Consider the following 23,381-nt stretch of genomic DNA (forward strand, 5'->3'; position numbering starts at 1 on the left):
GGCACCGTTGCAGGTGCCTCAACTCCGGTCGAAGGCCGTGAGGATCTGTTCGGCGGCGAGAGCGGGGGTGAGCGTTCCAGCACGGACAGCCGATTCCACCTGCGCGCGAACATCTTTCACGTTCGGATTGTCGGCCAGGCGGCGCAGGATCTGGTCGTGAACCATGGTCCAGGTCCAGTCGACCTGCTGGCGGCGGCGCTTCTCGGCGAATTCGCCCGCGTCGGTGAGCACCCGCCGGTGATCGAGGACCGTGCCCCAGAACTTGTCCAGGCCAATGCCTTCCAGGCCGCTCATGGTGAGCACCGGCGGCTTCCACAGGGCGTCGTGCGGGTGGATCAGGCGCAGCGCCCCCGCCAGTTCGCGGGCCGCGCCTTTGGCCTCGATCTCGTGTTTGCCGTCGGCCTTGTTGACCGCGACGAGTTCGGCCAGTTCCAGCACGCCCTTCTTGATGCCCTGCAACTGATCTCCGGTGCGAGCCAGGGTGAGGAAGCAGAACACGTCGACCATATTGGCGACGGTCACCTCGGACTGGCCGACGCCGACGGTCTCCACGAGGATCACGTCGTATCCGGCGGCCTCGAGCAGCACGATCGTTTCGCGGGTCGCCTTGGCGACGCCGCCGAGGGTGCCCGCGGTCGGGGACGGCCGGATGAACGCGTCGGCTTCCAGCGACAGCCGGGCCATGCGGGTCTTGTCACCGAGGATCGACCCGCCGGTGCGGGTCGAGGACGGGTCGACCGCGAGGACCGCGACTCGATGTCCCTTGGCCAGCAAGTACATACCGAGCGCGTCGATGAACGTGGACTTGCCGACGCCGGGAACACCGGTGATGCCGACCCGGTTCGAGACGACGCTGCCCGGTTCCGCCGCCACCCGCAGCAGCAGCTGCTGCGCGAGTTCCCGGTGATCGGAGCGGGTGGATTCGACCAGCGTGATCGCGCGGGCCAGCGCCGAGCGCTGCCCCGCCTTGACCTCCTCGGCGAGCGCGTCCACATCGATCATCCGGCGAACGCCCACGGCGGTGCGCCCCTCGTTCCGTGGCGAGCCGACGCCCGCGGTGGTCCCGAGCCGAGGGTGCGCGTCGGCACCCCCGGCTACGTGTGCGGCGTCGCTCATTCGCCTGTGCCGCCGCCGATCTCGTGCCCGAGTGCGGCGCCCAGCTTCTTCAGCAGGTCGATGGCCGCGTCGGCGATGACGGTGCCCGGCGGGAAGATCGCCGCGGCACCGGCCTCGTAGAGCTCGTCGAAGTCACCGGGCGGAATCACGCCGCCGACGATGACCATGATGTCGGGACGACCGACATCGGCCAGTGCCTGCCGCAGTGCGGGCACCAGCGTGAGGTGACCAGCGGCCAGCGAGGACACACCGACGATGTGCACGTCGTTGTCGGCTGCCTGGCGCGCCACCTCTTCGGGCGTCTGGAACAGCGGGCCCACGTCGACGTCCATGCCGAGGTCGGCGAACGCCGTCGCGATCACCTTCTGGCCGCGGTCGTGGCCGTCCTGGCCCATCTTGGCGACCAGGATGCGGGGACGACGCCCCTCGGCCTCGCCGAATTCCTCGACCAGCGCGATGGCGGCGCCGATGTTGGTGGCCTTGCCTGCTTCGTCACGGTACACACCGGACAGGGTACGGATTTCGGCCTGATGGCGGCCGTAGACCTTCTCCAGCGCGTCGGAGATCTCACCGACGGTGGCCTTGGCGCGCGCCGCGTCGATGGCGAGCGCGAGCAGGTTGTTCTCCATGCCGCCTTCGGTCGCCGAAGCCGCACGGGTCAATTCGGCCAGTGCCTGCTCCACGGCGACCGAATCACGTTCGGCGCGAAGCCGTTCCAGCTTCTCGATCTGCTCGGCACGCACCCGCGAGTTCTCGACCTTGAGGACCTCGACCGCGTGGTCCTCTTCGACCTGGTACTTGTTCACGCCGATCACCGGCTGCTGGCCGGTGTCGATGCGCGCCTGGGTCCGCGCGGCGGCCTCTTCGATGCGCAGCTTCGGAATACCTTCCGAAATCGCCTGTGCCATACCGCCGTGCGCCTCGACCTCGGCGATATGGGCGCGAGCCCGCTCGGCGAGCTGGTGGGTGAGCCACTCGACGTAGTACGAGCCACCCCACGGGTCGATCGGGCGGGTGGTGTTGGATTCCTGCTGGATGAGCAGCTGGGTGTTGCGGGCAATGCGGGCGGAGAAGTCCGTCGGCAGGGCCAGGGCCTCGTCGAGCGCGTTGGTGTGCAGCGACTGGGTGTGCCCCTGGGTCGCAGCCATCGCCTCGATGCAGGTGCGCGCCACGTTGTTGTAGGCGTCCTGCGCGGTCAGCGACCAGCCCGAGGTCTGCGAATGTGTCCGCAGCGACAGCGATTTCGCGCTCTTGGGTTCGAACTTCGACACCAGCTCGCTCCACAGCAGACGCCCCGCGCGCAGCTTGGCGACCTCCATGAAGAAGTTCATGCCGATGGCCCAGAAGAACGACAGGCGCGGTGCGAACTTGTCGACATCCATGCCCGCGGCGATGCCGGCGCGGATGTACTCCACACCGTCGGCGAGGGTGTAGGCCAGCTCCAGATCGGCGGTCGCACCGGCCTCTTGGATGTGGTAGCCCGAGATGGAGATGGAGTTGAACTTCGGCATCTTCGCGCTGGTGAAGGCGAAGATGTCGGAGATGATCCGCATCGAGGGCTTGGGCGGGTAGATGTAGGTGTTGCGGACCATGAACTCTTTCAGAATGTCGTTCTGAATGGTTCCGGCCAGCTGCTCGGGCGTGACGCCCTGCTCTTCGGCGGCGACGACGTAGAGCGCAAGGATCGGCAGCACCGCGCCGTTCATGGTCATCGACACCGACACCTGATCCAGGGGGATCTGGTCGAAGAGCTGGCGCATGTCCAGGATCGAGTCGATCGCGACACCGGCCATACCGACGTCACCTTGGACGCGGGGGTGGTCGGAGTCGTAGCCACGGTGGGTGGCGAGGTCGAAGGCGACCGAGAGGCCCTTCTGGCCCGCCTGCAAGTTGCGGCGGTAGAAGGCGTTGGAGTCCGCGGCGGTGGAGAACCCGGCGTACTGGCGGATCGTCCACGGCTGGTTCACGTACATGGTCGGGTACGGGCCGCGAAGGAACGGCGCGACGCCGGGCACGGTGTCGAGGGGATAACCCTGTGCGACAACAGCATCCCGGTCGGCCTTGGTGAACACCGGCGGAACGTCGATGCCCTCGGGGGTCGACCAGACCAACTGCTCGGCAGTGGTGTGGTTGGCCGTCGCGGCATCGGCCACGAACGTGCGCACCTGCTCGGCGTCGACGTCGGCGGGCGCGGGCGTGTGGTCGGTCAGCGGCACCTCGGCGAAGCTGCCGATGACGTGCTCGATATCGGATGTGGTCATCAGGCTCCCACCTTCTCCAGCAGCTGCGACAGGACCGCGACCGCGTCGATACGCAGGGCCAGGTATCCGTCGGGACGCTGCGTCCCGCTGAATTGCTCGACCGCCTTCTCGGGTCCGGCCAGCAGCACGGTCTCGATTCCGGCGGCGCGCAGGGCGTCGGTGGCGGCTCCCGCCTGCTCGCCGTAGCGCTTGTCCGCACCACACAGCACCGCGATGCGCGCACCGGAATCGGTGGCGGCGGCGGCGATCGCGTCGACCGTGAGCGGACCGGGGTTCACCGACTCGATGCCGCCCGAGGCGAGCACGTTCGCGGTGAAGATGGTGCGCGCGTTGTGTTCGGCGACCAAGCCGAGCGGCACGATCAGCGCCTTCGGACGAACGCCGTTGGCAGCCAGGTAGGCATCGGAGCGGTTGCGCAGCGCTTCGAAGGCTGCGCCGTAGCGCGCGTTCGGGCCCGGCTCCCGGGCCTGCTCCGACAGCGGGGTCTCGGCGAGGTTGGGGAACTCGTTGACACCGGTGACCGCGGTCCGGCGATGGGCCACGTCGGCGGCGCGCGTGGCGGCGGTCTCGGCGATCCGGGCCGCGAGCACGCCGGCGTCCAGCGCGGCGAGGTAGCCGCCTGCGGACTCGAGCTCCTGCATGAATTCCCAGGCCTTGGCGGCGAGTTCGTCGGTCAACTTGTCGACGTACCAGGAACCGGCGGCCGGGTCCTGCACGTGCCCGAGACGGGATTCCTCGAGCAGCAGCAGCTGGGTGTTGCGAGCCAGGCGCTGGGAGAACGTCGTCGATACGCCGAGTTCGCCCGCGGGCAGCGCCGCGTCGAAGGGCAGCACGGTCACCGAGTCCGCGCCACCGACACCGGCGCCGAACGCGGCGAGCGTGGTGCGCAACAGGTTCACCCAGGGGTCGCGCTGGGTCATCATGGCGGCCGAGGTGATCGCGTGCTGCGGTGCGGCGCCGAAGGCGGGAGCACCGGAGACCTGGGCGACTCGGGCCCACAGCCGTCGTGCCGCCCGGAACTTCACGATGGTGGCGAATTGATCGTCGGTGGCCGCGAAGCGGAACTCGAGCTGACCGAACGCGTCGGCGATGTCCACCCCGGCGGCGGTCAGCAGACGCAGGTAGGCCAGACCGGCCGCGACGGCGGCGCCCACTTCCTGTGCGTCGGCGGCACCGGCGTTGTGGAAGGCGATGCCGTCCACCGTGATCGCGCGGACCGTCTCTGGCCGGGCGATCGCCTGCACGGCGAGTGCGACAGTCCCTGCTTGGTCGAGGTCTTCGGCACCGGTGAAGGCACTCGTCAGCGGGGCCACGCCGAGGCCGACGCGGATCTGCGCGCGATCGGCGATCGAATACGCGTCGAGCAGTTCGTACACCTGCTCGGCGGCGGCGCCGACAGCCGCACCGGCCACCAGCGTCAGCGGAGCCAGCTCGAACAGCACGCCACGCAGTGCGACAGGGATGTCGTCGACGGGGACACCGTAGGTGCCCGCTCCGAGCGCGATCGCGCTCACGCCGTTCTCCAGACCGGTCAGGATCGCCCGGTTGGTGGCCTCGGCGTCGTCCGCACCGGCGAACGCGCCGACGAACCAGCCGCGCTGCGGATCACGCGTGGCGTCGCCACCGCGCACATACGGGAAGGCGCCGGGTAGCGGCTGCTCGGGCAGCTCGTCGCGGCGGGTATAGAGCGGGGCGATCGTCAGCCCGTCATAGGTGGTCTCATCGAGCAGATGTTCCGGTTCGGCGGGGAGCTCGGAAGCCTCGACCCGTCGCGCTTTCGCCAGCACACCCGCCACACCCTTGCGCCACGCGGCGTACTCGGGCACCGGATCCGGTGCGAGCCCCGCCCCGGACTCTGAACCAATCGGCATAGCTGCTGTTCTCTCTTCCGTTCGACGACCGCACCCCGGTGTGCTGCCGGTCCGTGAAATCCCACAAACGGGCCCACAGCGAACCAGGATGTATCCGGTTCCCCGATGATGCTATCTGTGACAGCGTGTCCACCCACTCGGGCCATCCCCTACCGGCCGGTACGCTTACCCGGGTGTCTCGACTGATCCGCTCCCCGCGCCTGCTCATCGCCATGGCCGGGCTCGCCGCGCTGTTCGTGGTGGCGATGCTGGTTCCGTTGCCGGGCCCGCAGCAGATCCGAGACTGGGCCGGCGGCGCCGGGCCGCTGTTGCCGTTGCTGTTCTTCCTCTTCTACGCGGTGGTCGCCGTAGCCCCCGTTCCGCGCACCGTGCTCACCGTGACCAGTGGCGTGCTGTTCGGTCCGATCCTCGGTTCGGTGATCGCTCTCGGCGCGACAGCGGTCAGCGCGACCTCGGCTCTGCTCGGCGTCCGCGCGGTGGGCCGCGACCGAGTCGCCCGACACCTGACACATCCGGCGGTGCGCACGATCGATGAGCGGCTGGCTCGGCGCGGCTGGCTCGCGGTGGCCGCGCTGCGGATGATCCCGATGGCGCCGTTCTCGATCGTCAACTACTGCTGCGGCCTGTCCTCGGTGCGGGTCCGGCCCTATCTCGTTGCGACACTGGTCGGTTCGGCGCCGGGCACGATCGCGACGGTGGTGCTCGCCGGTTCGCTGGCCGGCGGCACCCACCCGATCGCGATCACCGTCTCGGCGATCTGCCTGTCGCTCGGCCTGATCGGGCTGATCGTCGACGCCCGGTTGCCGGTACACCCCTCCCCGATCGACGCGGACGCCGAACCGGTCGCTGTTACCCGTTGATCGGCGCGCCTCCCGGGCCGCGTAGCGATTCGACCGGATAATCGCTGGTCATGGCGATGACAGTGGGCCGACGATCTGCACTCGCGCTACTCGCCGGGCTGCCACTGCTCGCCGCGGGAACGGCCAGGGCACAATCCTCGCTCGGCCCCGGCGTCGGCATCGACCCGCCACGCACCCCGATCCGCTACACGATGACGGCTTTTCGCGCCGACAGCGACACCACACTCGCGGTGTACGAATCGAGCGACGGTACCGATTTCGCTCCGGTCAGCGAGCACGCGTTCACCCCACCCACCGGCCTGGTCCGCGATCCCAGCGTGCTGTTGCATACCGACGGCGCCTATTACCTCACCTATACGATCGCCGGTGACGCCACCGCGATCGGGCTGGCACGCAGTCGAGACCGGATCACGTGGACGTTCCTCGCCAACGTCCCGATCCTCGTGCCGGGACGACTCGAGGGTGCGTGGGCGCCGGAGTGGTACGCCGACGCAGCAGGCCGCGTCGGCATCATCGTCTCGCTCACCTGGGGTCGCGGTTTCACTCCACATCTGCTCATCCCCCTCGACGCCGGACTCACGACATGGGCGCCGCCGTTGCCGCTGCTGGGCCTCGGTCCGAGCGGGCCCGGCTCGCTGGGATACATCGACACCACACTGCAACGACTGGACGGGCGACTTTTCGCGTTCGTGAAGAACGAGGACTCCAAGCTGATCGAATTGGCCGTCGCCGATCGCCCGCTCGGCCCCTTCACTTTCGTGGCCACGGGCGACTGGGCGGGCTGGGGCGGTCCACGCGAAGGACAGTCGGTGGTCCCCCTCCCCGGCGGCGGCCATCGCATCTACCTCGACGCCTACACCGATGGTCGGTACTACTTCAGCGACAGCTACGACGGGTTCCGCACCTGGTCGACGCCGACCGAGCTGCCCGGCCTGTCCGGGGTCGTGCGGCACGGCACGGTGCTCCCCGAATTCGGGCCGCCCACCGACTGATCGGGACAGTGTCGACCAAACGTCCATTACCTGAAGACATCTGTTTCATGTCGGAAAATCGACACGAAATGAAAGTGATATTGTTCACATCACCTATTAGTGACTAAGTAATATTTCACAAATCTATACAGTTATAAGCTGTAGACTCGCGGATAACCCAGGGTTCGCCGGAAGCATCCGGTGCGGTATCCAGAGCAACATCGGTGACGCTTCTGCGGTCACCCAGTCCCTGTTCGTTCGTGCCGTTCTCGGCCTGTTTTTCCCCCTTGAGGTGACCCGGTATGGAATACACACATCTGTCCGAATTCCGGATTCGCTCCGGCGATCTGTCGATCTGGACTCCCGCCACCATCACTGCCGATACCTGGACCGACGACCAGCGTCCGCTGGCCAGCGTGCACGAGCAGTATCTCGGCTTCATCGACCCCGAAGACCCCCGTCCGGGCCGCGGTCGTTGGATCGGCACCATCTTCGAAATGGATGCCCCACTCGACGAGCAGGCGTGGGCGACCACCTTGCAACTGTGGCACGATCGCCACGAGGGCTTCCGGACCACTGTCGCCCCCACCGGCGACGGCGGCTACCACCGGGTGACCACCGCCCCGGGCACCGTCCGAGTCACCGGCGTTCCGGTCGCCGATCCGACCGACGGTGACGAGATCAACGAATACCTTTGCGAGCTACTGGAACTGCGCCTGTCGCCGCTGGTCTGGCCGCATCTGCTGGTCGCCACCGTCGCCCACGAGACCGACGACTTCACCGTGTTGGTCGGCGCCGATCACTCGGTCCTCGACGCCTACTCCCAGGCGGTGCTCATCCTCGAGCTGCGCACCATCTACGCCGCGGTCACCACCGGCGGCGAGATCCGCGACTCGGCCACCTTCGGCAGTCCCGCCGACTATGCCGTGATCGAGCGAGCCGCGGCCGAGGAACTGACCCCCGACTCGCCCGCGGTCGCACTGTGGCGCGAATTCCTTGGCATCCCAGGCTCTCCCATGCCCCGCTTCGCCGCCGACCGGGTCGCCGTGTTGGACGGTGAACACGCCCAGCCCAGTGTGTCGCGCACGCTCCTTACCCTCGCGCAGCTCGAAGAGGTCGAGGAAGCGTTGGAACGAGTCAAACACCGGCTCTCGGTGACCGTGTTCGCCGCACTGGCCATCGCCACTCGTGAGACCTTCGGCGAGAACCGATTCCGCACCGTGATGCCGATCGTGACCCGACCCGACCTGACCTGGCTCGAGTCGATGGGCTGGTTCGTCAATGTCGTGCCGGTCGATGTCACCCTGCCCGCCGGTGCCGACATGGCCGTGGCGCTGGACGAGACCCGCACCGCGCTCAAGCGCTCCCGCCACTGCAACGACGCCTCCTGGGGCCGCTCGCTGGCGATGGTCGGCGCGACGGAAGGCCCGACCTACGGCGCCTCGTTCCTCGACATCCGCATCCTGCCGGACTACGAATTGGTCGCTGACCTGCGCGGACGCACGCTGCGCGCGGTGTCGTACTCCACCGACGAGGTGTACTTCTGGATCGTGCGCGGTCCCGACGGCCTCTACGTGTCCACCCGCTACCCCGCGGGCCTGCCCGCCGAGGTGATGGACACCTTCCTCGCCGAGTTCGCCAGGGCCATCTACGCGGTGACCACGATCGCGGCGCCGGTCGCGACCGCGCCTGCCATCGATACCGCGGCAGCGGCGGCGCTGAGCGCGGGCTGACAATGCGCGCACTGCTGGCCTTCACCGGAAGCCGCGGCGATGCTCAACCCGGCATCCTGCTGGCCCGCGAGCTGCTGGCTCGCGGGCACTCGGTGACACTCGCGCTCTCGCCCAATCTCGTCGAATTCGCCGCCACCCACGGCATTCCCGCGGTCGGCTTCGGCCGCGACAGTGCCGAATTGCTGTACACCCAGCACAGCGATCAGCGGTTCCGCAGTCCGGACCCGCGCCAACGAGTGCGCGCGGTGCTGGCCCTGCAGCGGCGCGGGGTGGCCCGCGCGCTGCGGGAACTCCACGTCCTCGCGCCCGGTCACGATGTGCTGGTCACCGGGATGGCGGGCGAGGAGACGGCGGAGAAGGTCGCGCGAAGAGTCGGCTTGCCGTTGGCCGCGGTGCACTTCTTCCCGATCCACCCCAATCGCTCGGTCCCGGTGATACCTACCGAGTGGGGGGCCCGGATTCCCGGTGCGCTCAACCGTCGCATCTGGTCGGCGCTGAGGTGGGCGCGTGACGCCGCGCTCGCCTTGCCCTTCTCCGAGTTCGGAGTCGTGGAACATCCACTGCCGGAACGGGTCTCGATCCAGGCATACGACGTCGACCTGTTTCCCGGGTTGGCGGCCGAACTGCCGGATCGGCACCCGATCGTCGGGTTCGCCGTCGACGTCGACGGATACCTCGGCGGTCCGGTCGACGCCGAGCTCGACGCGTGGCTCGACGCCGGGCCCGCGCCGGTGTATGTCGGCTTCGGCTCGATGGCGGTCGGCGATCCGGCGGCGCTGATGGCCGTGCTGCGTGCGGTGTGCGCGCGGCGTGGGCAGCGCCTGCTGCTCGCCGCCGGATGGGCGGGCATCGAACCCGTCCTCACGCCGGAGGTGGCGATCGTCGAACAGCTCGACCATGCCACGGTGTTCCCGCGCTGCGTCGCCGCGGTCCATCACGGCGGCGCCGGAACGACAGCCGCCGCGCTGCGAGCCGGTGTGCCGCAAGTGATCTGCGCGATCCAGGCCGATCAACCGTACTGGGGTCGCGCGCTGGCTCGGCTCGGCCTGGCGGGCACCATGCGCGCCGCCGAGCTCAGCGAGCGGCGGCTCACCGCGCTGCTGGACCTGGTGGCCGCACCGCATGTGGTGTCGCGGGTGGCCGACTATGCGAGCCGGTTCTCCGGCGACGGCGTGCCCAGGGCCGCCGATGAGGTGGAATCCCTGGTCCGCCAACCATTTCCGACAGCACCCCTCGACCACGCCGGGAGGCTCGGATGAGCACCGAAATCGCCGTCCGCACCAGCGGACTCGGCAAGTCCTACGGCGACTTCACCGCGGTCGGCAGCGTCGATCTCGAGATCGCGGCCGGCTCGGTGTTCGCGATGCTCGGCCCCAACGGGGCGGGCAAGACCACCACGGTGCGAATGTTGGCGACACTGCTGCGACCGGATCGTGGCACCGCCGAGGTGTTCGGCTACGACGTCGTCTCCGAGGCCACGGCCGTGCGGTCGATGATCGGGCTCACCGGTCAATACGCCTCGGTCGACGAAACCCTCACCGCCGGTGAGAATCTACGCCTGTTCGGTCGCCTGCTCGGGCTGTCACGCAAGGACGCGGCCGGGCGCTGCGACGAACTGCTCGAGCAGTTCGAGCTCTCGTCGGTGGCACGCCGTAGTGTCAGCGCGTTCTCCGGCGGCATGCGGCGACGACTCGACCTGGCGGCGACCCTGATCACCGTGCCACCGCTGATCTTCCTCGACGAGCCGACCACGGGCCTGGACCCGCACACCCGAGAACGCATGTGGGGCATCGTGCGTGGCCTGGTCGAGCGGGGGGCCACGGTACTGCTGACCACTCAGTACCTCGACGAGGCCGACGCGCTCGCCGACCGGATCGCGGTCATCGACCGGGGCAACCTCGTCGCCGAGGGCACCCCGTCCGAGCTGAAATCCTCGATCGGTGACCAGGTTCTGCGCCTGGACATCCCCGACACCGCGGACCTGCGACGCGCCGAGTCGCTGATCCAGGACATCACCGGCGAGGTCCCCGACGGGTCGTCGACCGGCACCTTGACCGTCGCCCTGTCCGAGGTCGCCATCGCCGCCGACATCGTCGCGGCCTGCCGCGACGCGGGCATCGCCCTGCGCGGCTTCGCGGTGGACCGACCCGATCTCAACGAGGTGTTCCTGGCGTTGACCGGACACACCCACACCGCCGACCGAGCCGACGTGGCGTGAGCGCCCTACGCGAGAAATCGAGGCCCGCAATGACTCTCGCCGTCGAGACCGCCCCGACTCCCACGCAAGTCGTGCGCGCGCCGCGCGTGACCCGCGTCAGCCCCTTTGCCGCGCTCCAGCATTCGCTGATGATGGCGTGGCGCGGACTGCTGACGTTCCGGCACAGCCCACAGCTGCTCTACGACGCCATCTTGCTGCCGATCGTCGGGCCGGTGCTCTTCGGCAGCATCTTCGGCACCGCCATCGCGGGCAGTACGGCGGCCTATCTGCCGATCATGATTCCGGGCGTGCTGGTCCAGATCGTGCTCACCTCCTCGGTCGCGACCGGCGTGCAACTCTCCGAGGACATCCACTCGGGTGTTTTCGATCGCTTCGTCGCCATGCCGATCGCCCGCTCAGCGCCGGTAGCTGGAACGTTGCTGGCGGGCGCGGTGCGCTATCTCATCGCCGCCACAACGGTCGTGATCGTCGGATTCTGCATGGGCTATCGACCCGAGCACACCGCCGGATTTCTGGCCGGTGCCGTTTTGGTCGTAGTCGCCACAACCGCTATCAGTTGGTTGTTCGCCTTCATCGGCGCCACGATCGCCCGCCCGGCCGCCGTGCAGGGCATGTCGATGCTGGTTCTGACCTTCCTCGGCTTCGCCTCCAACGCGCTGGTGCCCGAGGAAGCCATGCCGACCTGGATGCGCCACGTGTCCGACCTGAATCCGGTGTCCTACCTGGTCTCCGCGGTGCGCACGCTGGCTGCCGAGGGCACCGTCGGCGCCGACGCCCTGTGGTCACTGGTCGCCTCGGTAGTCGTGGTCGCCGTTTTCGCGCCGTTGACCGTGCGCACCCTCCGTTCCCGATGAGGAGTACCCGATGACCGTCACTTCCCCTTCCGTTACTTCCGCCGCAGCGGTAGCCGCGGGTCCCACCGGCCTCAACCGGATCACCGCCGACGACGACCTGTTCTTCAAACTGCACAGCCTCTACCCCAACGCCCTGGTCAATCAGCTGGCCTACCGTTTCGACGCCCCGCTGGGGCGCGATCTGCTCGAACGGTGGCACGCACACCTGGCGACCGGTTTCATCGCCCGCCGGGTCCGCACCACCCGGTTCCCGATCGCCCGCGCGCACTGGGAGCCCGCCACCGAATCCCTGCCGCTGCGCTGGTCGGATACGCCGATCTCCGACGACGGGGTACTCGACTGGTTCCTGGAGCAGGCCGCTGTCGAATTCGACCCGGAACGCGGACTGGTGTGGCAACTGGCCGGCGCGCCGACCGAATCCGGTGGCACCGTGGTCACCCTGGTCGCCTCCCATGTCGCGTGTGACGGTGGCGGCATGATGCACGCGATCGTCGATTCGCTGGACCGGCTCAACCGTGGCGAGTCACCCGACCGCGCGGCCAGTGCGGGCAGACTCGTCGGCCCGGTCGCGAGCAGGGGTCGTTTCGCCGCCGACCTCACCGATGCCCGCGGTCAGTTGCGTGCCGTGGCTCGCGGAGTGCGCGCGGCTCGCCGGTCCCGCGGCGTCAGCGAACCGGCCCGCAATCCCCGGCCGGCCGCCCCGCGCCTACCGCATGCCGACACCTGGCAGGCCGCCGAGTCGATCGTCCAGCTCGATCTCGCCGAATGGGACGCCGTCGCCGCCGCACACGGCGGGACAACCAACGGTCTGCTGATCGGCGTCGCAGTCGGCTTGCTCGGCCGCAGTGGCCGGATCGCCGACGGCGCCGAGGTCCGCGTCGACATTCCGCATTCGATGCGCGAGGCCGACGACCGCCGGGCCAATGCCACCACCGGACTACCGATCAGTGTCGGCTACCGCGTCGGCGAACGCGCCGATCTGCCCGCCGTCCGCGCCGCGCTCAAGGCTGCGGGCCTGGCCTACCGCGATCCCACGACCATCCCGCCCATCCAGCACTTGCAACCGGTGCAGATGCTGCTGCCGAAGGTGGTGCTGCACAAGTTCGCCCGCACCGCGAAGGCGCCGGAGTGCCTGTGCACCAACATGGGTCGTACGGCGCAGAACATCGCGGTCCTCGGCACGCACCGTGCGCGCGACGTCATCATGCGTCCGGTGGTCAATCCCGGCCCGGTCGAGTTGTTCCGTCAGGTGGAGGTCGGCGTCAATCTCGCCTTCTCCTGCGATGACGACACCGTGACGCTGGTGGTCACCGGCGGCGACCCCGACCGTTTCCCGACCCGTGCGGCTCTGCGCGAGCTATTGGCCGCGGAGTTCGCCGACTGGGGGCTGACTCCGCGCTTCTGGTGAGCGACTAGGAGGCCTCCTCGGCGAATTCGGCAGCGGCATCGATGTTGTCGACGCGCAGGGCGAACCGGAACCCGCACGTCGCCTCCAGGGAGGCAGAACCTCGCTGCGGACGGTTGCGCACCTCGATCCGCACATCGATGTCGTCGAAGCCGACATGGAATCGCTCCGCCATCCACAACTGCGTGTGCCAAGCCGTCTGGCCGGCCAGGACGTCACCCGCGCCGGGACGGAACTCACTGCGCCGCACACAGATCGGCGTGTACCCATCGGTATCGGGCGCGAGGTACAGCACCACCGGGCCGTGCATCTCGAGCAGCAGTCGCAGCACGCGCAGCGCGTCATCGCTGGCCTCGACCGCACGGTGGCGATGATCTACTTTGCGGCCGTTGGGATGTCGAACCATGGTGCACTCCTCGCAGTTTTCTCGCCGGTGATCGCGCTCGGGGCACACTATGGTTGCGAAAGGTTGGTCCAGGGTTGGTACCGATCTAAACCTGCGAAGATCACCCGCGCGTGTCACCGCCACGGAATCGCCGCGCGTCGTCGACGTTGACTACTGATATGGCACTCGAATCGGTTCGCTTCTCTATCCTGGACCGCTCGCGCGTGCGGCGCGGGCAGGACCACGCCGCCGCCCTGCGCGAGACAGTCGCGTTCGCGGCGCTGGCCGAGCAGTGGGGCTATCACCGGTTCTGGGTCGCCGAGCATCACAGCGTTCCCGGTGTCGCCGGAACCGCGCCGACCGTGCTCGCCGCCGCGGTCGCGGCGGCCACCGCACGAATCCGCGTCGGCACCGGCGGGGTGATGCTGCCCAATCATCAACCACTCGTCGTCGCCGAGCAGTTCGGCGTGCTCGCATCACTGTTCCCCGGACGTATCGACATGGGCCTCGGTCGTTCGGTCGGATTCACCGACGGTGTACGCCGCGCACTCGGCCACGATCTCGACGATGCCGACGATTTCGACGCGCGCCTGATCGAGGTCCTCGACTACTTCGAGGCGGGCAGGCAGGGCGTGCACGCCGTCTCCGCGGAAGGCGCCCACGTGCCGACGTTCCTCCTCGCCACCGGTGCCGGGGCCGAGCGCGCGGCGCGGTTCGGGCTGCCGCTGGTGATCGCCCCGATCGCGGGCACGCGGTCCATGGTGGAGGCGATCGAGCGGTACCGCACTCTGTTCCAGCCCTCCGCCCAGGTGCCACGACCGTATGTCGTCGTCTCCGCGGCGGTGGTGATCGCCGACTCGACCGAACAGGCACACCGACTCCTGCTCCCCGAGGCGTGGTCGAGTGCCTACTCGCGCACGCACGGCGAGTTCCCGGCGCTGATCCCACCCGAGGAGATCGACCCGGCGACGATGACCGACCGGCAGCGCCATCACTTCGAGCAGGCGCTCGGCAATCAGATCCACGGCACCGAGGACCAGGTGGCAGAAGCGTTGGAGAACCTGGTCGGCCGCACCGACGCCGACGAAATCCTCGTCCACACCAGCACTTTCGATCGTGCGGCGCGGCTGGATTCGCACCGGCGGCTGGCTCGCGTCGTCGGCTCGGGAAGTTAGTCCGGCAGACAAGCTTCGCGCGGACACTTGTGCTCCGAAGACAAGGCCGCTGCGCGCGCAATTTATTCGACGGTGTAAACAATCGTGAGGTCACTCACTGCGCGAGCACCGTTCTGCAGCACCGCACGGCCGCGTCGACGACCCGAGTGATCGATAGCCCAACCATTGCCGATACGCGCACGAAGTCACCTGCCCTGGCAGTATGTGCGCATTTCCCGGATTGCCGTAGTATCCGTAACATGTTGTCGCACACAATAAATCGTGCCGTCCGGTGTGCTGGATCACTGCTCGCAGCGCGTGTCCGGGACCGGTAGGGTTCGGTTCCACCGGCGATCAGAAATCGTCCGGGACACCATTCTTCGACCGCATCCGGGAGCTCACGTGTCGCATTCGCGTTTCGAATCCATCGGGGCATATCTTCCGTCGAACATATTGTCCACCACCGAATTGATCTCCCGGCTGAAAACGCCGCCGGCATTCGATCTGGAGCGCATCACCGGCGTGAAAGAACGGCGCGTGCGCGACACCCGACCGGAATCGGTCGAGGATTCGTTCACCCTCGCCGTCAACGCCGCGCAGGACTGCCTGGCCCGCTCGCGCTACGCCCCGGGCGAGCTGGAGGTGATCATCTCCTGTTCGATCACCCGCAGCAACGACGGCACCCGCATGTACATGGAGCCCTCGTTCGCCTCGACGATCGCCAAGTCCCTCGGCGCCGAGCGGGCCATCACCTTCGACGTCTCCAACGCTTGCGCCGGAATGCTCACCGGCACATACATTCTCGATCGGATGATCCGCTCGGGCGTGGTGCGCAACGGCATGGTGGTCAGCGGCGAGGCGATCACCCCCATCGCCGAGACCGCGGTGAACGAGATCTCGGAGAAATACGACCTGCAGTTCGCCTCGCTGTCGGTGGGCGATTCCGGGTGCGCGGTCGTGCTCGACCGGGCGGTCGATGACGCCGACAAGATCCACTACGTCGAATTGTTCACTGCCGCGGAACATTCGCACCTGTGCCTCGGCATGCCGAGCGACAAGTCCTCGGGCGTCGCGCTCTACACCGACAACCGCAAGATGCACAACGAAGCGCGGTTTCTGCTCTGGCCCGACGCCCAGGGCACCTTCCTCGAACAGCAGGGCCGCGACTTCGCCGGTGAGCAGTTCGACTACATCATCCATCACCAGTTCGGCGCTTCCGCGGTGCCATACATCAACGCGGTGGCCGCCCGCGAGTTCGGCGCCGAGATGCCGCCGGATCTGAATGTGATCGAGAAGTACGGAAACACCTCGACCACCTCGCATTTCATCGTTCTGCACGATCAGCTGGCCGACGAGAACATCGCGGCGGGATCGAAACTGCTCATGGTTCCGGCCGCGTCCGGCGTAGTAGCGGGCTTCCTGTCCACCACCATCTCCTCCCTGAAGGTCTGAGGTTTTCGCCATGGGCATCCGTATCCGTTCCACCGGAACCAGCAGATCCACCGACACCCACAGCGTCGTAGAACACAGCGGCCGCGCCGCCCGGCAGTGCCTCGAACAGGGCGGCGTCCGCCCCGACCAGGTCGGCGTGCTGATCAATACCGGCATCTTCCGCGACTCGAACACCGTCGAACCGGCGGTGGCCGCGCTGATCCAGAAGGCAGCGGGCGTCGGGCTCGACTACACCAGGTCCGATCCGCGGACATTCTCCTTCGACCTGATGAACGGCGCGGTCGGCGTCGTCAATGCCGTGCAGGTGGCGGGCTCGGTGTTGGCGACCGGCAGTACCGAGCACGTCCTGATCGTCGCGGGCGACACCCATCCCTCGATGACGAGGTCGAGCGCCGATGCCGAATTCCCCTACGCCACCGCAGGTGCGGCGCTGCTGCTCGAGCAGGTGGACGGCCCCGAGGGCTTCGGTCCGGTCCACACCGCCACCGCGCCCGGTACTCCCGCGGGACAGGCCTATGTCGATACCACCGCCATGGGCACCGTCGGCCGCGCACTGATGACCGTAGAACGCGAACCCGACTTCGAGGACCGAATCCTCATGGTCGCCACCGATGTCGCCCGGTCCGCGCTCGCCGATTTCGAGGGCGCCTTCGTCGCGTTGATCGCCTCCACCCCGAGCCCGCATTTCCCCAAGCGGCTCGCCGACGCGCTCGGCATCGACCAGGACGCGGTGCGGGTACCCGACCTGTCCGACGGCGACCCACACACCGCCGCGCTGCCGCTGGCCTACGCGCGCGCGAGCGCCGAGGGCACGCTCGTCGGCTACACCCATGTGCTGTTCGTCGCGGCGGGCGCGGGCCCGTCCGCGGCCGCGACGCTGTACCGACTTCCCGCGGACACCACCGCGTGAGGACGGCCACCTACTGGCAGACCATCGACCGATTCCGGGAACTCGCCCGCGAGGAGCCCTACCGCGAGGCGGTCATCCATCCCGACGGCTCGACCGCCGACGGGCTGCCCGAGTACCGCAGCATCACCTACCGCGACCTCGATCGCTGGTCCGACGCCATCGCCGAACATCTCACCGACTCCGGGGTCGGCAGCGGCACCCGCACGATCGTGCTCGTGCTGCCGAGCCCGGAGCTGTACGCGATCCTGTTCGCACTGTTGAAGATCGGCGCCGTACCGGTGGTGATCGATCCGGGCATGGGCGTGCGTCGCATGGTGCACTGCCTGCGTGCGGTCGAAGCGGAAGCGTTCATCGGCATCCCGCAGGCGCACGCTCTGCGGGTGCTGTTTCCGCGCAGCTTCCGGCGGGTGCGCACCACCCTCACCGTGGGGCGCCGCTGGTTCTGGGGTGGACCCACGCTGGCCTCGTACCGCCGCACCCCGACCGGCGCTCTGCCCGAACGGGTGCCCGCCGATCCGGACGAGTTGCTGATCATCGGCTTCACCACGGGCAGTACCGGTCCCGCCAAAGCCGTCGAGCTGACCCACGGCAATCTCGCCGCCATGGTGGAACAGGTACACGCTGCCCGCGGGCACACACCACCGGACACCTCCCTGGTGACACTGCCACTGGTCGGCGTCCTCGACCTGCTCCTCGGATCGCGATGCGTGTTGCCACCGCTGATTCCGAGCAAGGTCGGCTCGACCGATCCGGCGCACGTGATCGATGCGATCCAGCGCTTCGGCGTGCGCACCATGTTCGCCTCGCCCGCGGTGCTCATTCCCTTGCTGGAACGGCTGCGCGCGCATCCGGTCGACGTGAAGTCGCTGGCCAGCATCTTCTCCGGTGGTGCGCCCGTTCCGCACTGGTGTGTCGCGGGCTTGCGGGAAGTCTTGCGCCCCGATGTCGAGATCTACGCCGGATACGGCTCGACCGAGGCCTTGCCCATGTCGACCATCGAATCGCGGGAGTTGCTCGCCGGTCTGGTCGAGCGAGCCAAGAGCGGCGAGGGCACCTGCATCGGTCGACCCACCGATCGAGTACGGGTCCGGCTACTCGCCATCACCGATGATCCGGTCGAGACCTGGGACGACACCGAACAACTCGGCCCGCGGGAGGTCGGCGAGATCGTGGTCGCCGGCCCGAATGTGAGCACACGCTACTACTGGCCCGCGCACGCCAACACCGCGGGCAAGATCACCGACGGCGAGCAGATCTGGCATCGCACCGGCGATCTGGGATGGCTCGACGGGCAGGGGCGAATCTGGTTCTGCGGGCGCAAGAGCCAGCGGATCATCACCGCGCGCGGCCCGATGTTCACCGTGCAGGTCGAACAGGTTTTCAACGCGGTGACGGGAGTCGCACGCACGGCCCTGGTCGGCGTCGGCACCCCCGGCAGCCAGCGACCGGTGCTCTGTGCAGAGCTCGAACCCGGCGCCGACGCAGCGGCCGCACTCACCCGCTTGCGCACGCGCGCCGCCGAATTCGACACGCTCGTCCCGATCCGCGAATTCCTCGTGCACCCGCGCTTCCCGGTCGATATCCGGCACAACGCCAAGATCGGCCGCGAACAACTCGCCCGCTGGGCCACGAAGAAACTGGACTCGCGACGATGAAGATCCTGGTCACCGGCGCGTCCGGATTCCTCGGCGGCGCCATCGTGCGCGCGCTGATCGCCGAGGGCACCCACGATGTCTCGATCCTGGTCCGGCGCAGCAGCATTCTCGACGATCTCGGCTCCGCCGCGGCGCGCGTCACGCTCGTCTACGGCGATCTCGCCGACGCGGCCTCGCTGAGCAGAGCCACCAGCGGGATGGACGTGGTGATCCACAGCGCCGCGCGGGTCGACGAACGCGGCACCAGGGCCCGCTTCTGGACCGAGAACGTCCGTGCCACCGAACTGCTGCTCGACGCGGCACGACGTGGTGGCGCGGGCCGGTTCGTCTTCATCTCGAGTCCGAGTGCTCTGATGGAGCGAAAGGGCGGCGATCAGGTCGACGTCGACGAATCGCTGCCATATCCGAGCCGCTACCTCAACCACTACTCCGAAACCAAGGCTGCGGCCGAGCGAGCCGTACTCGCCGCTGACACACCCGAATTCACGACGGTGGCGCTGCGCCCGAGAGCGATCTGGGGCGCCGGGGACCGATCGGGACCGATCGTTCGGCTGCTCGACCGGACGGCCGCGGGCTCGCTGCCCGACCTGTCCTACGGTCGCACCATCGAGGCCTCGCTGTGCCACGTGGACAATATCGTGCACGCCTGCCTACTGGCGCTGACCTCGGACGCGGTGGGCGGTAAGGCCTACTTCGTCGCCGATGCCGAGAAAACCGATGTCTGGGGATTCCTCGGCGAAGTCGCTACCCGGCTGGGGTATCAGCCGCCTTCCCGCCGACCGAACCCTCGCGTACTGGCAGCGGTGGTCGCGGCCATCGAAACCGTCTGGCGCATACCGGCGGTGGCGAATCGCTGGTCGCCTCCCCTGTCGCGCTATGCGGTCGCCTTGATGACGCGCACCGCCACCTACGACACCGGAGCGGCTCGCCGCGATCTCGGCTACACGCCTGTCGTGGATCGCGACACCGGTCTCACCGATTTCCTCATGTGGCTCGACCAGCAGGGCGGCATCGAAGCGCTCGCCGAAGATTTGCAGTAACGCACCCGCAACGACCGACTCGCAGAAGGTAATCATGAACGGCAGCAACATTTTTCGTCGGCCGGTGTCGACTACCGAGCGCATGTATTTCCCGATGCGCGAGCTGGCCCCGCCGTTCCTCATGCAGTTGGTCGTTCCCGGTGAGGGCAACATCGAACCGGAGTCATTGCGCACAGCGGTATCGGCAGCCGCATCGGTCACTCCCGGCGCGCGACTGCGACGCCACGGCACCGAGTGGATCGACAGCGAGATCGCCCCGGCGGTGCGGGTGATATCCGACCACCGGCTGAGCTACCCCGCGCTGGAGACCGACCCGGTCCTCACCGGTGAGATCGGGCCGACCCCCGACACCACCGTCGAGGTCCTGTTGCTCACCGGCGCATCGACGACGCTGATCTTCCGGGTCTTCCACGGCGTGATGGACGGCGTCGGCATGGTCGCGTGGGCGAGCAATGTGCTGCGCGCACTGCGCGGCGAGGACCTCGTTCCCCACCTCGATCCGGTCGCCGACCAGGAGCTCGTGGCGCGGGTCGGCGCACCGGGCAGGCCGACGCCGATGGTCCCGCGCTACCGCGCGGCCGTCGGGCGAGGCAGGCAGCATCGTGATCTCGCACCTCATCTGCTGCGTCATCGGCGCATCGATGCCGCCGGGCCCGGCGCGCTGGCCCGCGTCTGCGCCCTGCTGGCCGCCGAGACCCCGGGCATCTCGCGCATCATGATGCCCGTCGACCTCCGTCGCCACGACCCCGCGCTGCGTTCCACCGCCAACCTCGCGCTCCCGCTGTTCCTCGATATCGAACCCGGCCGTGAATGGACCGCGATCAAGGACCAGATCAAGACAGGACTACGCGAACGGCGTGAGCTGAATCAACTCGCCAACACCCGCATCACGCTGGTACCCGACCCGATCAACCGCGCCGTGCTGCGCACCACGAACTGGCTCGGTGCCCGCCTCGGCCGAAACCTGGCCTCGGCCACCGTGTCCCACATGGGTCGCTTCACCGCGGCGGAACTCGCCGTGCCCGGCTTCCGCCCGACCGGACTGTTCGTCCTGCCTCAGCACAGCATCGCCATGCCCCTGCTGTTCGGGCTGACCGAATTCGACGGCCACACCCACCTGACCGTGTCAGCACGCAACGGCGCGGGCATCGAGTCCCGCCTCGAAGCCCTACTCGACCGCATCGTCGCCATGCTCGAAGCCGAACTTCGCGCACCGAGCCCGGCAGACCAGCGGCCGTGACCCCGCCGCACGGCCGAGCGGCCAGGTCGCTACCGCGACTATCCTGAACCTCGTGGGCATCATCGGCGAACTCTTCCCAGGTAAGAAGCTGCAGAACGAAGGCAGCGGCGACTCCAACGGCCAACCCCACCTCGACTTGGATCTGGAGGCGGGCGTCATCCGTCTGTCCGGCACCACCACCCCGCACCCGACCGGCGACGAATCCGACGCCTGACCTGCGAACTCCCGTTGTCGGGTCCGCGCGCCCGGCTGGGCAGTGCACCACCGATCGCATCGCTGCAATGCGATCGACGCGCCCGCCGTCGGTGGACAGAATCACCCAGCTGAGCAGGTAGGTGTCGTCCACCAGATCGGCGGGCAGGCTACTGAGACGGTGTGGTCGTTGCGGTCCGGCTCGCGCGGCACTATCCACCGAGGAAGGCCGTCCAGGCGAACAGCGAGGCGGCGAGCGCGTTTTCCCATTCCGGTTCGCGCTCCCGCGGCTCGTTCGCCGACCCCGAAGGCGGAATCACCTGCCGATTCGCCGACCACACGACCCGATCCCGCCACCGGCGCCCACTCCAGTGGATGTCTTCACCGCCCATCGCTACCGTCGCCATCACAGCGCCGAGCGTGCGTCGGCCAGCGCCCCCCGGCACGGCCCAGGTAGCGCGTCTCACGACGCACCCGCGCTCACGACAGCGGCAACGAACGCGGCGGCGTCGGCCCCGCCGACCACCCGGCCCTCGTGTACCACCAGCACCTCACCGTGATAGCCGGCGAGCCGTGTCACCGCCGTACCCACCGGCTCGGTGGTGCCGACGAACGCGGGCGGCGGATCCAGATGCGCCTCGATCGGATCTTCATCGGGTGCGCCGACGAGCCGGGCCTGTGTCGCGGTACCGAGTACCTCGGCGACCACCACCGGCCCGGCGGTCTGCCTGGCGAGGACGACGGGAAGCGATCGGCGCGAAGCGAGTTCCCCGCGCACCGAGGACACCGTCGCTGTCGACGGGAGCAATCGAGCCTCGGCGAGCACCGACGAACCTGTCCCGGCCGAGCGGGCGCCCTCGACCACACCGAGCGCCGAACCGACTGTCGGCTCACCGTGTACCGCGAGCAACGGAAACCCGAACTGCCCGAGCCACCTGTCGTCGAAGTACTTCGACAGGTATCCGCGTCCCGAGTCGGGCGCGATCACCACCACCACATCCTCGGGTCCGAGCCCACGGGCCACCCGCAGCGCGGCGGCGATCGAGGTGCCGGAGGAACCGCCGAGCAGCAGGCCTTCCTCTTTGGCCAATCGGTGCAGCACCCGCAGCGATTCGCCGTCGGTGATCCGCTCGATCCGGTCGATCACCTCGGTGTGGTACGACTGCGGCCACTCGTCGAGTGCGGTTTCCGGATGCCGGTAGTGCCCCACCGATTCGACGTACCAGGCGCGACCGTCACCGCCGCCGTACACCGACGTCTCGGGATCGGCCCCGATGACCTGGACCCGACCGCCCGAGGCTTCCTTCAGGAATTCCCCTGTGCCGCTGACAGTTCCGCCGGTGCCGATGCCCGCCACATAGTGCGTGACGCCGCCCGCGGTCTGGGCCCAGATCTCGGGTCCGGTGGTTTCACGGTGCGCGGTGGGGTTGGCCGGGTTGTCGTACTGGCCTGCGAACCACGCGCCGGGGATCTCCTCGGTCAATCGCAGGCCGACGCTGCGCAGGTGCTCGGGGTGCCCGACCGGGCGACCGGCGGGAGTCACATGAACCTCGGCGCCGTAGGCCCGCAACAGCGCGATCTTGTCGCGGCTGGACTTGTCCGGCACGACCACCACCGTGCGATAGCCACGTGCCGCCGCGATGGCCGCCAACCCGATGCCGGTGTTGCCGGAGGTCGCCTCCACCACGACCCCACCGGGCCGTAGCTCCCCTGCGGCTTCGGCGGCGTCGAGCATGAACAGGGCCGCTCGATCCTTCACGCTCCCACCGGGATTGAGATACTCGAGCTTCACGTACACCGTGGCGGTGATGCCGTCGGTGATCCGGTTCAACCGAACCAGCGGGGTGTGCCCGATAGCCTGGTCGATGGAGTCGAACACCGCGGCGGTGCGCCGGGTGTCCTCGATGTCGATGGTCATGCCGCCGACCTTCCTGTCTCGCCGACGCTTCAGGGCGGTTTCCAGATTCCCCGCAACCCCACCGCGCCGACAGGTTTGTTCTCACCCGGATTCGATCGGCGCCTGATGAATTACTCGCACCGATGCGTCGAATCATTGCGCCTGGA

General features: G+C 68.3%; 20 protein-coding genes. 14 read left to right on the forward strand and 6 right to left on the reverse strand.

Annotation, left to right across the window (positions count from 1 at the left end; genetic code table 11):
* Positions 1 to 18 precede the first annotated feature (18 nt).
* The 3 genes from meaB to ASD42_RS16260 form a co-directional block, all read right to left on the reverse strand.
* Positions 19 to 1,002 carry a methylmalonyl Co-A mutase-associated GTPase MeaB gene (meaB, locus tag ASD42_RS16250; RefSeq protein ID WP_056817716.1) on the reverse strand — a complete coding sequence of 328 codons (984 nt, stop codon included), beginning with the start codon at positions 1,000 to 1,002 and terminating at the stop codon, positions 19 to 21.
* A 110-nt stretch (positions 1,003 to 1,112) separates the two neighbouring features.
* Entirely contained in the window at positions 1,113 to 3,377 is a 2,265-nt protein-coding gene (gene scpA / locus ASD42_RS16255) for a methylmalonyl-CoA mutase (protein WP_056817551.1), read from the reverse strand.
* Positions 3,377 to 5,248: a methylmalonyl-CoA mutase family protein gene (locus ASD42_RS16260; RefSeq protein ID WP_056817553.1), complete on the reverse strand. Its 1,872-nt coding sequence runs from the start codon at positions 5,246 to 5,248 to the stop codon at positions 3,377 to 3,379. Before ASD42_RS16260 ends, scpA begins: the two co-directional genes overlap by 1 nt.
* A 173-nt stretch (positions 5,249 to 5,421) precedes the next feature.
* On the opposite strand from ASD42_RS16260, the gene ASD42_RS16265 reads away from it, so the two are divergent.
* From ASD42_RS16265 to ASD42_RS16295, 7 genes are all read left to right on the forward strand, one after another.
* Complete coding sequence (locus tag ASD42_RS16265) at positions 5,422 to 6,108, forward strand: TVP38/TMEM64 family protein (RefSeq protein WP_156677486.1); 687 nt, start codon at positions 5,422 to 5,424, stop codon at positions 6,106 to 6,108.
* 50 nt (positions 6,109 to 6,158) lie between these two features.
* Positions 6,159 to 7,100, forward strand: a complete 942-nt coding sequence (locus ASD42_RS16270) for a hypothetical protein (protein WP_056817555.1) — start codon at positions 6,159 to 6,161, stop codon at positions 7,098 to 7,100.
* Positions 7,101 to 7,381: 281 nt separating this feature from the next.
* On the forward strand, positions 7,382 to 8,812 hold the full coding sequence (locus tag ASD42_RS16275) for a condensation domain-containing protein (protein WP_056817557.1): 1,431 nt from the start codon (positions 7,382 to 7,384) through the stop codon (positions 8,810 to 8,812).
* Between the two features lie 2 nt (positions 8,813 to 8,814).
* Complete coding sequence (locus ASD42_RS16280; protein ID WP_056817558.1) at positions 8,815 to 10,071, forward strand: glycosyltransferase; 1,257 nt, start codon at positions 8,815 to 8,817, stop codon at positions 10,069 to 10,071.
* Positions 10,068 to 11,030, forward strand: coding sequence for an ATP-binding cassette domain-containing protein (locus tag ASD42_RS16285; RefSeq protein ID WP_056817560.1), 963 nt, complete (start codon positions 10,068 to 10,070; stop codon positions 11,028 to 11,030). Before ASD42_RS16280 ends, ASD42_RS16285 begins: the two co-directional genes overlap by 4 nt.
* A gap of 29 nt (positions 11,031 to 11,059) precedes the next feature.
* Entirely contained in the window at positions 11,060 to 11,884 is an 825-nt protein-coding gene (locus ASD42_RS16290; protein WP_056817562.1) for an ABC transporter permease, read from the forward strand.
* 10 nt (positions 11,885 to 11,894) lie between these two features.
* Positions 11,895 to 13,292, forward strand: a complete 1,398-nt coding sequence (locus ASD42_RS16295; RefSeq protein ID WP_056817564.1) for a hypothetical protein — start codon at positions 11,895 to 11,897, stop codon at positions 13,290 to 13,292.
* A gap of 4 nt (positions 13,293 to 13,296) precedes the next feature.
* Here ASD42_RS16295 and ASD42_RS16300 read toward each other — a convergent pair whose 3' ends face one another.
* Positions 13,297 to 13,695 carry a DUF779 domain-containing protein gene (locus tag ASD42_RS16300; protein ID WP_056817566.1) on the reverse strand — a complete coding sequence of 133 codons (399 nt, stop codon included), beginning with the start codon at positions 13,693 to 13,695 and terminating at the stop codon, positions 13,297 to 13,299.
* Between the two features lie 158 nt (positions 13,696 to 13,853).
* Here ASD42_RS16300 and ASD42_RS16305 point away from each other — a divergent pair, with 158 nt between their 5' ends.
* From ASD42_RS16305 to ASD42_RS34935, 7 genes are all read left to right on the forward strand, one after another.
* The gene (locus ASD42_RS16305; protein WP_056817568.1) at positions 13,854 to 14,849 is read left to right on the forward strand and encodes an MsnO8 family LLM class oxidoreductase; all 996 of its coding nucleotides are present in this window, start codon (positions 13,854 to 13,856) and stop codon (positions 14,847 to 14,849) included.
* A gap of 381 nt (positions 14,850 to 15,230) precedes the next feature.
* Positions 15,231 to 16,280 carry a 3-oxoacyl-ACP synthase III family protein gene (locus tag ASD42_RS16310; RefSeq protein WP_056817570.1) on the forward strand — a complete coding sequence of 350 codons (1,050 nt, stop codon included), beginning with the start codon at positions 15,231 to 15,233 and terminating at the stop codon, positions 16,278 to 16,280.
* 10 nt (positions 16,281 to 16,290) lie between these two features.
* Positions 16,291 to 17,190 carry a hypothetical protein gene (locus ASD42_RS16315; protein WP_056817572.1) on the forward strand — a complete coding sequence of 300 codons (900 nt, stop codon included), beginning with the start codon at positions 16,291 to 16,293 and terminating at the stop codon, positions 17,188 to 17,190.
* Entirely contained in the window at positions 17,187 to 18,845 is a 1,659-nt protein-coding gene (locus ASD42_RS16320; protein WP_056817574.1) for a fatty acid CoA ligase family protein, read from the forward strand. The genes ASD42_RS16315 and ASD42_RS16320 overlap by 4 nt, the downstream gene beginning before the upstream one ends.
* Positions 18,842 to 19,885, forward strand: coding sequence for an NAD-dependent epimerase/dehydratase family protein (locus ASD42_RS16325; RefSeq protein WP_056817576.1), 1,044 nt, complete (start codon positions 18,842 to 18,844; stop codon positions 19,883 to 19,885). The genes ASD42_RS16320 and ASD42_RS16325 overlap by 4 nt, the downstream gene beginning before the upstream one ends.
* A 34-nt stretch (positions 19,886 to 19,919) precedes the next feature.
* A complete protein-coding gene (locus tag ASD42_RS16330; RefSeq protein ID WP_056817578.1) occupies positions 19,920 to 21,125 on the forward strand; it encodes a hypothetical protein in 1,206 nt (401 codons plus the stop codon).
* A 52-nt stretch (positions 21,126 to 21,177) separates the two neighbouring features.
* Positions 21,178 to 21,339, forward strand: a complete 162-nt coding sequence (locus tag ASD42_RS34935; RefSeq protein ID WP_200950469.1) for a hypothetical protein — start codon at positions 21,178 to 21,180, stop codon at positions 21,337 to 21,339.
* 190 nt (positions 21,340 to 21,529) lie between these two features.
* Here the strand turns inward: ASD42_RS34935 and ASD42_RS16335 are convergent, their stop codons facing one another.
* Positions 21,530 to 21,727, reverse strand: a complete 198-nt coding sequence (locus ASD42_RS16335) for a hypothetical protein (RefSeq protein ID WP_156677487.1) — start codon at positions 21,725 to 21,727, stop codon at positions 21,530 to 21,532.
* 53 nt (positions 21,728 to 21,780) lie between these two features.
* Positions 21,781 to 23,235, reverse strand: a complete 1,455-nt coding sequence (locus tag ASD42_RS16340; RefSeq protein WP_056817582.1) for a PLP-dependent cysteine synthase family protein — start codon at positions 23,233 to 23,235, stop codon at positions 21,781 to 21,783.
* Between the last annotated feature and the right edge of the window lie 146 nt (positions 23,236 to 23,381).

The organism is Nocardia sp. Root136, assembly GCF_001427185.1.
Lineage (GTDB): Bacteria > Actinomycetota > Actinomycetes > Mycobacteriales > Mycobacteriaceae > Nocardia > Nocardia salmonicida.

Coding starts and splice junctions, on each gene's coding strand:
- meaB (WP_056817716.1), bottom strand. CDS start 1,002: ATGATCGATGTGGACGCGCTCGCCGAGGAGGTCAAGGCGGGGCAGCGC.
- scpA (WP_056817551.1), bottom strand. CDS start 3,377: ATGACCACATCCGATATCGAGCACGTCATCGGCAGCTTCGCCGAGGTG.
- ASD42_RS16260 (WP_056817553.1), bottom strand. CDS start 5,248: ATGCCGATTGGTTCAGAGTCCGGGGCGGGGCTCGCACCGGATCCGGTG.
- ASD42_RS16270 (WP_056817555.1), top strand. CDS start 6,159: ATGGCGATGACAGTGGGCCGACGATCTGCACTCGCGCTACTCGCCGGG.
- ASD42_RS16275 (WP_056817557.1), top strand. CDS start 7,382: ATGGAATACACACATCTGTCCGAATTCCGGATTCGCTCCGGCGATCTG.
- ASD42_RS16280 (WP_056817558.1), top strand. CDS start 8,815: ATGCGCGCACTGCTGGCCTTCACCGGAAGCCGCGGCGATGCTCAACCC.
- ASD42_RS16285 (WP_056817560.1), top strand. CDS start 10,068: ATGAGCACCGAAATCGCCGTCCGCACCAGCGGACTCGGCAAGTCCTAC.
- ASD42_RS16290 (WP_056817562.1), top strand. CDS start 11,060: ATGACTCTCGCCGTCGAGACCGCCCCGACTCCCACGCAAGTCGTGCGC.
- ASD42_RS16295 (WP_056817564.1), top strand. CDS start 11,895: ATGACCGTCACTTCCCCTTCCGTTACTTCCGCCGCAGCGGTAGCCGCG.
- ASD42_RS16300 (WP_056817566.1), bottom strand. CDS start 13,695: ATGGTTCGACATCCCAACGGCCGCAAAGTAGATCATCGCCACCGTGCG.
- ASD42_RS16305 (WP_056817568.1), top strand. CDS start 13,854: ATGGCACTCGAATCGGTTCGCTTCTCTATCCTGGACCGCTCGCGCGTG.
- ASD42_RS16315 (WP_056817572.1), top strand. CDS start 16,291: ATGGGCATCCGTATCCGTTCCACCGGAACCAGCAGATCCACCGACACC.
- ASD42_RS16325 (WP_056817576.1), top strand. CDS start 18,842: ATGAAGATCCTGGTCACCGGCGCGTCCGGATTCCTCGGCGGCGCCATC.
- ASD42_RS16330 (WP_056817578.1), top strand. CDS start 19,920: ATGAACGGCAGCAACATTTTTCGTCGGCCGGTGTCGACTACCGAGCGC.
- ASD42_RS16340 (WP_056817582.1), bottom strand. CDS start 23,235: ATGACCATCGACATCGAGGACACCCGGCGCACCGCCGCGGTGTTCGAC.